Consider the following 9,418-nt stretch of genomic DNA (forward strand, 5'->3'; position numbering starts at 1 on the left):
TTGCGCTTCGGGTTGATGTTCATTGCTGGAGACTGTGTTCCTTTTACATGACCCCGGTAAATTGAGCTACTTCCATATAACCACCGTTTTGTATGCATGACAATCACGATTGGCATAGATGAAAGTCAAGGGTCAAATGACGGCTGGTCGACCGGGAGGTCTGGATTTACAGCTTGTCTGTAAAATATTGGCAGACTTGGTCGTGACCGGTATTGGCTAGAGCTTTGATCGTGGTGTCCGAAGCAGTTGTCATCTGAAATATACAGGTCGCCAGCACAGATCGTTTGTAATTGGAATATGAGAGTGTTTCGACAGTTTCTGTTCTGATCCATCGATAGGTTTTGCCCCCGTCTGCCAGAGGTGTAACGGATTCAGGTGTCGGCAGCTTCTGTATCAAATCATTTGCAGAAAGGCCATGCCACTTTTCGAGTGGTGTTGAGTTGGCAATAACATCGGCGGGTGATGATGCACAGCCGGTGATAATTTGGCTAAGGATGAGTGCTATCAACAGTAGGTGCGTTGATTGAATTATTGTGGCATCCAACGTCATTTGTCAGCACCGCAGATTTGTCCAGGGACTGTTAGGATAGCAGACAATGTGGCCGGAAGTTTTGATCTCTGTTCTTGTCGAACAGGTGGAGAAATGGAACAGGCGGGGGGGGTGGCTGGATATAGCCTTGTATCCAATGATGAGGTGTCTTTCGAATAGAAAGGCCCTTGCTGCCTAAACGACCTGCCAGTACGTCCCTGCCCAAACTGCCTTGGCTTTCATGGTCTTGAAACTGTCTTGATGGTAGCCAACAAAGAGTGAACCGTCTTCACGGACATTATAGACCCGGGCTTCAACACCCTCTGCATCTTCTGACGGTTTGAGAATAATCCAGTCGCCGCGCTGAATATCGGGCTTATCCATAGCTAAAACCTTTTGCTTTATTTTTAACGAAATTTTTTGTCGTCAATTTTTCATAAATGCCCTTGAAGACAAGGGCACTATGAATTTGGCGGAGGGACAGGGATTCGAACCCTGGGTAGGCTATTAACCTACGCCGGTTTTCAAGACCGGTGCTTTCAACCGCTCAGCCATCCCTCCTGTGAGTGTTTTTTGTGGCTTTGTGTCCAGGAAACAACAAAGGTCACACCAAGCCTGATGGCCGGAAAATAGCGGCAGATTATACAGCGGATTCAATCGCAAACAAGGTCAAACTGTATCCCTCATCGCTTTCAGACCGGTTCAGTTTTTGCTGTTTCCGCCGATTTTTCAGTTGCAGCATGCTCTGATGATGCTGCTTCATCCCTATCTGCCTTGTGGCCACGGGGATCATTCAGTGCCCGTGGTATATCAACCGGATTGACGATCACAGGTGCCGGTTGAGAGGCATCCAACGGCTGCGGGAGTGGTTTGTTGCGTATGTCAGTGGTAATAGCAATATCTGATACAGGGCGGGGAGCAATTCTCGGGTCATTGCTGGCGCGGGTGGGTTGCTTCTGAATACTGTCCGTGAGGTCAGGGACAGGTTCGTCAGAAACATCAACGTTTTCTGTCAGTATTTCCACCTCTCCGTTGATGCCGGTTTCGGTATCTGTATCAGAAGCCAACTCAGGGCTGTCGAGGCGTGCACTTTCGTCAGTGCCAACAGTATTTTTATTGGTCGACGCTGTTTCAATACTCTGTTTAAAGGAGCTTTCGTCGGTCTCGATTTCTTCGGACTCAACTGCCTGTTCGTCGATCTTACTGGAAGCTTCAGAAGCAGGCATTTCTGTGCTGCCGGTTACTTCATCAGTGGCAGGTTCGCTATTAATTGCATCAAAAGCTGCAGAGGGATTGAGTGGTGCCTGGCCGCTATCCTCTGACTGAGGTGAGTCAGATACAGTGTCGTCAAGGGCCATTAACAGGGTATTGTCTTCATCCTTTTGCTGGCCCGACTTGTCTCTGTCGCTGGGTGACGGACTGCTTTCCGCGTAAGTCGCTGTTTCGATGGGTTCGACCAGGGATGAGGTCGGTAATGCTTCATCAGCAGAGCTTTCGACAACGGCGAGTAGTTCAGCTGGAACTTCCTGGCGTTGACGGCGCTGGCGAGGAGCACGTCGTTTGTCACCCTCCCGGCGGGGTGGATGCTGACTGTGCGAAAATTCTTCTTCACGATCAGTTTTTACGGTATCGGAATCAGGTTGTTTTTCCTGCTGCGGTTTGCGGTTCTGACGGGTCTGTCTGGGTTTTTGTTCATCGTTTTCGGGCATACCGGTGTTATCGCGATGCTCGGTTTTTTGGCTGCCGGGCTTGTTGCGGTTGCGGTTGTTACGGCGAGCATCCGGCCGACGATTGGGCCCTTGAGAGCGGCTATCGTTTCTTCCACGGTCTCTGGATTCAGGCTTTTTATTGCTCTCGACCGGTTTTTCAGCCTTACCAAACAGCAGGTTGATCAGACGTCGCAATAGGCCTGGTTTCGAGGCTTTTTCGACAATTCTGGTGATTTTCTCTAAAGGCACCGGTGCAGGCTGGGAAGGTGTCGGTGTTTTGACCGCAGGCTGTAAAGCCGGGGGTACAGGTTGAACATGATCATTCTCCTGAGCGGCAAAATCTTCAGACAACGTGTTAGTAAGACGGTAGCTGTACTCACTTGTGAGGCCGTCCTGCTCACGAATACGCTGTACTTCGAAATGTGGTGTTTCAAGATTTTCGTTGGGGAGAATGATAATTTTCGAGCCGTGACGTTTCTCTATCTCGAAAATCTCTTTGCGTTTTTCATTCAGCAGAAAGGTTGCTACTGAGACAGGGGTGATAGCCCGAATTTCTGCACTGAATTCTTTCTGTGCCTCTTCCTCTACGAGGCGTAGAATCGACAGGGCAAGAGAGCGGGTGCCGCGAATGGTTCCCTGACCAAGGCAGCGCGGGCAGACCTTCGAGGTGGTTTCTTCCAGTGATGGGCGCAACCGCTGACGGGACATTTCAAGCAAACCAAAGCGGGATATTTTGCCAACCTGCACCCGGGCACGGTCCAGTTCGAGGGCGTCGCGCATACGGTTTTCCACGTCGCGCTGGTTTTTGGCAGAGCCCATGTCGATAAAGTCAATCACGACCAGACCGCCAATGTCGCGAAGTCGCAATTGACGAGTGATTTCATCGGCGGCTTCAAGGTTGGTGCGCAGCGCAGTTTCCTCGATATCACTGCCGCGGGTTGCTCTTGAGGAGTTGATATCAATGGAAACCAGCGCCTCAGTGATATCAATCACAATGGAGCCGCCGGATGGCAGTTTTACTTCCCGCTCAAAGGCAGTCTCAATCTGGTTTTCAATCTGGTAACGATTGAACAGGGGGAGGGGATCTTCATAGTACTTTACCCGACTCTGGAAGTTGGGCATAACCTGCTTGATGAATGCCGAGGCAAGTTCATAGGCTGCGCGGTTATCAACAATGACTTCACCGATATCCTGTCGCAAATAGTCGCGAACGGCACGGATAATGACATTACTTTCCTGGAACAGAAAGTGGGGTGCCTTGCAATTATTGGCCTCTACCTGAATGGTTTCCCAAAGTTGCAGCAAATAATTAAGATCCCATTGCAGTTCTTCTGCGGATCTTCCTATGCCAGCCGTGCGCACAATGACACCAACCCCGCTGGGAATCTGTAGATCTCTCATAGCTGATTTCAGCTCCGAGCGTTCTTCACCGTCTATGCGGCGCGATATGCCTCCAGCTCTGGGATTGTTTGGCATCAGGACCATATAGCGACCTGCCAGGCTGATAAACGTGGTTAAGGCAGCCCCCTTATTACCACGCTCTTCCTTTTCCACCTGAATAACAACTTCGGTGCCTTCTTTGATGACATCCTGAATCTTGATGCGACCATCGGCATCGGATGACTTTCTTGAGAAGTATTCACGGGAGATTTCTTTCAGAGGAAGGAAGCCGTGACGCTCTGCGCCATAATCGACAAAAGCAGCTTCGAGGCTGGGTTCAACCCGGGTAATTCGGCCTTTGTAAATATTCGCTTTGCGTTGTTCTCTGGTGCGGTTTTCAAGGTCGAGGTCATAGAGACGTTGTCCATCGACCAGTGCTACCCGAAGCTCTTCTGGCTGGGAAGCGTTGATAAGCATGCGTTTCATTAAATAATCCTACTGTCTTGCGCCTTACAAAAGCAGCAGAAGTACCACTATAAAATGAACAATAAACTGTGTAAATAGCAAAGCAGTGTAGACCGTTAGCACGAGGTCAAACGGCAGAAGTAATATTATAACCCCTTGTTTTTTAACACTTTACTTTTTTCAATCACTGAGTCTGTCCGGTTTTCCCATCGAGTTTTCAACTTGATTGCTATGGCGCTATTTATTCGTTCTAAGGGCAAAATGCCGAGTGGTAGCTTACTAATGCAACCAGCAACTGGCTGGTGAAAATAGCGTATTCTTGGCTGGCGATGCCTGACGAACGATATATCGTTCAAAAAATCTTGTGGTAACCTCTGCGCGTTCAGCGCGGTTTTCTAAGGCAGCTGTCCTGTATGATTTGCAGAACAACTGGCGTAATAAATCATAAAGGGCTTTCGCCGCGTTGAGCGGGGGGCTGCTCTGTCATATTGATTTGGCAGAAGTAGTCGTTTTTGCCGACTAATCTCGAACCCGGATCAACGAGGATACAATATATCAGCAATTGTCTTTCTCTTCAATTTTCAGCCCCCATAAAAATCGGGTTAATTACATGATTATCAGTGATTTTTTCTTCATCATGGATGCCTCTGTTTGGCGTAGCTGCTAAAATTCACCTCCATATTTCCGGGCTCATCCAGTGACTGATATGCAAAATGGCTGTTTTGGGGTTCACTTCGTTCATGTAGATGAAAATCACGCAGGCCAGCGAATAGATAATTTTTTATTGGGCCGCTTGAAGGGCGTTCCGAAGTCGCGAGTCTACAGAATTCTTCGTAAAGGTGAAGTTCGTGTGAATGGCTCCCGGGCTAAAGCGGAATATCGCCTGCAGGTGGGTGATGCTGTTCGGATTCCACCTATTCGTGTGGCTGAACGTGAGGTGTCAGCGGGCCCCAGCCCAAAGTTGCAGCAATTACTTGAGCAGAACATTGTTTATGAAGACGCCGGATTTCTGGTTATCAACAAACCGGCCGGTTTGGCGGTTCATGGTGGTAGTGGCGTCAGTCAGGGGCTGATTGAGTCACTCCGAGCCACCCGGCCTTCTGCACCGTTTCTTGAGTTGGTCCACCGACTGGATAGGGAGACATCCGGCTGCCTGATGATTGCAAAGAAACGTTCGATGTTGCGCCACCTTCAGGAAGAAATGCGTGCCAGCCGGGTGGTTAAAGTCTATCAGGCCCTATGTTGCGGTCGGTGGCCAAAGGGGATGAAGCGGATCAGTGCTCCATTGCGCAAAAATGAGCTGAAGTCGGGGGAGCGGATAGTCAAAGTGGATCCCGATGGTAAGGTGTCAGTTACGCATTTTCAGGTTCTGCATCGCTATCATGCTGCAACTTTACTTGAAGTGGCCCTGGAAACAGGGCGTACTCATCAAATTCGTGTCCATTGTCAGTTTGCCGGTTGTCCCTTGGCCGGTGATGAGAAATACGGAGTGGATGACTGTAACCGTCAAATGCGACAAAAAGGTTTGAGGCGTATGTTTCTGCATGCGGCGCAACTGCAAGTCCATTTGCCCGGTGACCAGGTTGTCGAAATCCGATCGCCATTGCCAGATGATCTAGCTTCTTTTCTGACGACACTGGAGTGATCTTGGTGCTCAAGCTGTTGATTTTTGATTGGGATGGGACGCTTTGTGATTCGCTATCCCGTATCGTTCATTGTATCCGCTATGCCGCAATATCAGTTGGTTTGCCGCCGCCACCCGATCGCGAAGCGCGCGACATTATTGGACTGGGGCTAACTGACGCTTTGGAAACCTTGTTTCCCGGAATAGAGGCTGAACAGATTGCAGCGATGCGGGATAGTTATTCACGCTATTTTGCAGAAATCGATCGTGAGCCCTCACCCTTTTTTAACGGTGTGTCGGAGACCTTGTCCAGATTGAAGGATCAGGGGTATCTGTTGACTGTTGCTACCGGTAAAAGTCGCCGCGGTCTGAATAGGGTATTACAGGCCCGCCAGCTGCATCAATTTTTTGATGGCTCCCGTTGTGCTGACGAAACGGCGGGGAAACCTCACCCATTAATGCTGATTGAGTTGATGAATGAGTTTGAGTGTGCCCCCGGTGAATCAATCATGATAGGCGATACAGAATATGATTTGGCGATGGCCGCCAATGCCGGGATGTCGAGTATTGGGGTCAGTTACGGCGCTCACGATCCGGGTCGGTTCCAGAAGTATCAACCACTTGCGTGCCTTGATGATTTTTCTGATGTTGAGTTGGTAATTAAAAACTATAAAAAACAATAATCTATAATATTTTTATGATGTTATTTTGAGAATATTTTCAGCATCCGGTTAAGGCTGATCAGGGGCAGTCCGACCAGGGCGGTCGGGTCGCTACTGTAGACAGCCTCAAACAGTGTGATGCCAAGCCCTTCACTCCGAAAGCTGCCGGCACAGTTATAGGGGGAATCCTTTTGAAGGTATTCAGTAATTTCTATGTCACTTAGCGGCCGAAAGACGACCTCAGTGGTTACCACATCGACCTGATGCTGTTGGGAGCCGCTATCCAGTAATACCAGCCCGGTGTAGAAAAGAACCTTTTTGCCGGACTCTGAGCGAAGCTGCTTAAAGGCATTGTCAAAATCGCCCGGTTTCGTCAGCAGTTCTCCATCGCCAACGGCGACCTGATCTGAGCCAATAATCAAATGATTGTTGAAGTGAGCTGCTACTGTCATGGCCTTTTGTAGAGAAAGCCGTTTTACCAGTGCTTGTGGGGTTTCATCTGCGAGAGGGCTCTCGTCAATATTGGGTGAAATGATTTCAAACGGTATGCGTAAGCGTTCTAGCAGCTCACGCCGGTAAGGTGAGGACGATGCCAGCACCAGATTTTTCATGTTAAAACTCCAAATGAGTATTTAATGTTCTGCAACCACGCACACCACTAGACATTGCCGACATCTGACCCAGTTTTTCTTTGACAGATCAAGGTCATATCACTATTATGGCGCGCCTATGTCAATGCCCCCCATGAGAAATGTATTGCCGCGGATGTTAGAGCCCCGCCGCCTTGCCCATCAGGGTGTGGCCATTTCCGGCGAGCTGGATCACGCATTCTGCGACAGGTTGGCAGAGGCAGTGATTGAAATTACCGAACCCATTGTTGTCGAGCTGAGGTTTGATACAGCCGAACAGGGTCGCAGAGTGATGGCAGGCTCAGTTTCAACGTCTGTATTGATTCCCTGCCAGCGATGCTTGGAAGCGATTCCGATGGTGCTGTCTGCAGAGTTTAAATTGGGTATAGTCTGGTCAGAAGAAGAGGCCAAGTCATTACCCAAAGACCTGGATCCATGGCTCGTCGATAGCGATGTTGCGGATGTAGTGGAAGCACTCGAGGATGAATTGCTTCTGGCGTTGCCGTTAGTATCCTATCATCCCAAGGATCAATGTAATGCAATTGCCGGTTACTCAACGGGAGAGGGCCCTGCTGAGAAGTCGGGTAAAAACCCTTTTGGTATTTTGAAGCCACTGAAAAACAGTGGCTTCAATAGTTAACAAGCAGTACTTGCAGGAGTAGAAAATGGCCGTTCAAAAAAGTCGTAAAACTCGTTCCAAGCGTGGTATGCGTCGTGCCCACGACGCCCTGACAGGACCAACCCTGTCCACTGATCCGGTTAGTGGAGAAAAACACCTTCGTCATCAGGTTACTGCTGATGGTTTTTATCGCGGTAAAAAAGTGATCTCTTCAGCCGAAGACTGATCCACTGCATTAGATCTATTATTTTTGGCTGATTCATGCTGTCTAGCGATTGACGCAATGGGCGGGGACCTCGGTCCTCGCGCAACCGTTCCTGCGGCGCTGGATATTCTTCGTCAACAGCCCAATCTTCGGGTTGTACTCTTTGGTGATGCTGAACTGATTCAGCAGCAGCTCTGCCTTGTCAGAGAAAACTTTCCCGATCGTCTTGAAGTCCGTCATAGTCCCCAGTCAGTTTCCATGGAAGACAGGCCATCCTCTGTCCTGCGCAATAAACGCGATTCATCAATGTGGCATGCGATTCAGCATGTTGCAAATAAAGAGGCGGGGGCCTGTGTCAGTGCAGGCAATACGGGTGCGCTCATGGCAATGTCCCTGTTTCAGCTGGGCACCCTGCCCGGTATTAGTCGCCCTGCGATCTGTGCCCGGATTCCAACCGCCTATGGATCTACCTATTTGCTGGATATGGGCGCGAATCCTGAGTGCACGGCGCTTCAGCTCTATCAGTTTGGACTGATGGCGTCTTTGGTTGCCTCGGATGTAGATGCCAATACCCACCCGGCAGTGGGATTGTTGAATATCGGTGTCGAATCGCTCAAGGGGAAACAGGAAATTCTTGATGCCGCAGCCTTATTCAAAGATGACCCGGATATCCACTATATCGGGTTTGTCGAGGGTGGTGCACTCTTTAGTGGGGATGCGGATATTGTGGTTTGCGATGGATTCAGTGGCAACATTGCCCTGAAGACCGGGGAGGGTGTGGCAAAGTTACTCCAAGAGCAGATCAGGGATGCGCTGAGCGAAAGTTTGCGTGCCAGGTTCGGTGCGTTGTTTGTGAAACCCGCCCTGGGTCGTTTGCTCAAACGTGTTGATCCGGCACAGTATAATGGGGCCAGTTTTCTTGGCTTGCAGGGTGTTGTTATTAAAAGCCACGGCGGGGCTGACCGGTGGGCTTTCGGTAAGGCAATTGAGGTGGCTTGCCATGAAGCGGAGCGTAACCTCCCGACACTAATTGAAAAACGCTTATCTGAAAAAAATAACAATCTGCGGCAATAACAGAGGTAATCAATGAAAAATAATCTGGCATTTGTTTTTCCGGGGCAGGGATCCCAGAAACTTGGCATGCTCTCGGAGCTGTCAGAAAAGTACCCTATGGTCCGTACTACTTTTGCCGAAGCCTCAGATGTGCTCCATTACGACTTATGGCATATGGTACAACAGGGTAGCGAGGAGGATATTACCCTGACAGAGCGTACGCAGCCCCTGCTCTTGACTGCCAGTGTCGCCGTTTGGCGAATTTGGCAGCAAGAGGGTGGCGCGTCCCCTGCATTGATGGCGGGACACAGTCTTGGTGAATGGTCTGCTCTGGTCTGTTCCGGTGTCGTAGCATTTCACGATGCCGTGCGTTTAGTACGCAATCGCGGCGCCTATATGCAGGATGCTGTGCCCCGTGGTGAAGGTGCCATGGCTGCCATACTGGGGCTGGAGGATCAGTTGATAAAAGAAATTTGTGCGCAAGCCTGTGAAGGGCAGGAAGTGACGGCCGTTAATTTCAATTCCCCGGGCCAAGTGGTTATA

General features: G+C 49.8%; 10 protein-coding genes and 1 tRNA gene. 6 read left to right on the forward strand and 5 right to left on the reverse strand.

The genetic code is table 11. The features are described from left to right. Positions 1-166: 166 nt before the first annotated feature. From ACTF5G_RS03090 to rne, 4 genes are all read right to left on the reverse strand, one after another. A complete protein-coding gene (locus ACTF5G_RS03090) occupies positions 167-550 on the reverse strand; it encodes a hypothetical protein (RefSeq protein WP_438951356.1) in 384 nt (127 codons plus the stop codon). A 174-nt stretch (positions 551-724) separates the two neighbouring features. Continuing rightward, a complete protein-coding gene (locus tag ACTF5G_RS03095) occupies positions 725-913 on the reverse strand; it encodes a hypothetical protein (RefSeq protein ID WP_438951357.1) in 189 nt (62 codons plus the stop codon). Positions 914-999: 86 nt separating this feature from the next. Further along, a tRNA-Ser gene (locus ACTF5G_RS03100) sits at positions 1,000-1,090 on the reverse strand. 131 nt (positions 1,091-1,221) lie between these two features. Then, complete coding sequence (gene rne / locus ACTF5G_RS03105) at positions 1,222-4,104, reverse strand: ribonuclease E (RefSeq protein WP_438951358.1); 2,883 nt, start codon at positions 4,102-4,104, stop codon at positions 1,222-1,224. A gap of 685 nt (positions 4,105-4,789) precedes the next feature. Here rne and rluC point away from each other — a divergent pair. Further along, positions 4,790-5,728: a 23S rRNA pseudouridine(955/2504/2580) synthase RluC gene (gene rluC, locus ACTF5G_RS03110; protein WP_438951389.1), complete on the forward strand. Its 939-nt coding sequence runs from the start codon at positions 4,790-4,792 to the stop codon at positions 5,726-5,728. A 5-nt stretch (positions 5,729-5,733) separates the two neighbouring features. Next, positions 5,734-6,390, forward strand: a complete 657-nt coding sequence (locus tag ACTF5G_RS03115; protein WP_438951359.1) for an HAD-IA family hydrolase — start codon at positions 5,734-5,736, stop codon at positions 6,388-6,390. Positions 6,391-6,410: 20 nt separating this feature from the next. Here ACTF5G_RS03115 and ACTF5G_RS03120 read toward each other — a convergent pair whose 3' ends face one another. Next, on the reverse strand, positions 6,411-6,980 hold the full coding sequence (locus ACTF5G_RS03120) for a Maf family protein (RefSeq protein WP_438951360.1): 570 nt from the start codon (positions 6,978-6,980) through the stop codon (positions 6,411-6,413). A 154-nt stretch (positions 6,981-7,134) separates the two neighbouring features. On the opposite strand from ACTF5G_RS03120, the gene ACTF5G_RS03125 reads away from it, so the two are divergent. The 4 genes from ACTF5G_RS03125 to ACTF5G_RS03140 form a co-directional block, all read left to right on the forward strand. Continuing rightward, the gene (locus ACTF5G_RS03125; RefSeq protein WP_438951361.1) at positions 7,135-7,638 is read left to right on the forward strand and encodes a YceD family protein; all 504 of its coding nucleotides are present in this window, start codon (positions 7,135-7,137) and stop codon (positions 7,636-7,638) included. A gap of 25 nt (positions 7,639-7,663) precedes the next feature. Beyond that, the gene (rpmF, locus tag ACTF5G_RS03130) at positions 7,664-7,843 is read left to right on the forward strand and encodes a 50S ribosomal protein L32 (protein WP_297190252.1); all 180 of its coding nucleotides are present in this window, start codon (positions 7,664-7,666) and stop codon (positions 7,841-7,843) included. A 24-nt stretch (positions 7,844-7,867) separates the two neighbouring features. Further along, complete coding sequence (plsX, locus tag ACTF5G_RS03135) at positions 7,868-8,896, forward strand: phosphate acyltransferase PlsX (protein WP_438951362.1); 1,029 nt, start codon at positions 7,868-7,870, stop codon at positions 8,894-8,896. A 12-nt stretch (positions 8,897-8,908) separates the two neighbouring features. Then, on the forward strand, positions 8,909-9,418 hold a 510-nt coding region (locus ACTF5G_RS03140), incomplete at its 3' end, for an ACP S-malonyltransferase (protein WP_438951363.1).

This window comes from Porticoccus sp. (assembly GCF_965660005.1).
Classification (GTDB): domain Bacteria; phylum Pseudomonadota; class Gammaproteobacteria; order Pseudomonadales; family Porticoccaceae; genus Porticoccus.

What these genes read in the sequence shown, in the direction of transcription:
- ACTF5G_RS03090 (WP_438951356.1), bottom strand. Translation starts at nt 550, where the DNA reads ATGACGTTGGATGCCACAATAATTCAATCAACGCACCTACTGTTGATA.
- ACTF5G_RS03095 (WP_438951357.1), bottom strand. Translation starts at nt 913, where the DNA reads ATGGATAAGCCCGATATTCAGCGCGGCGACTGGATTATTCTCAAACCG.
- rne (WP_438951358.1), bottom strand. Translation starts at nt 4,104, where the DNA reads ATGAAACGCATGCTTATCAACGCTTCCCAGCCAGAAGAGCTTCGGGTA.
- rluC (WP_438951389.1), top strand. Translation starts at nt 4,790, where the DNA reads ATGCAAAATGGCTGTTTTGGGGTTCACTTCGTTCATGTAGATGAAAAT.
- ACTF5G_RS03120 (WP_438951360.1), bottom strand. Translation starts at nt 6,980, where the DNA reads ATGAAAAATCTGGTGCTGGCATCGTCCTCACCTTACCGGCGTGAGCTG.
- ACTF5G_RS03125 (WP_438951361.1), top strand. Translation starts at nt 7,135, where the DNA reads ATGTTAGAGCCCCGCCGCCTTGCCCATCAGGGTGTGGCCATTTCCGGC.
- rpmF (WP_297190252.1), top strand. Translation starts at nt 7,664, where the DNA reads ATGGCCGTTCAAAAAAGTCGTAAAACTCGTTCCAAGCGTGGTATGCGT.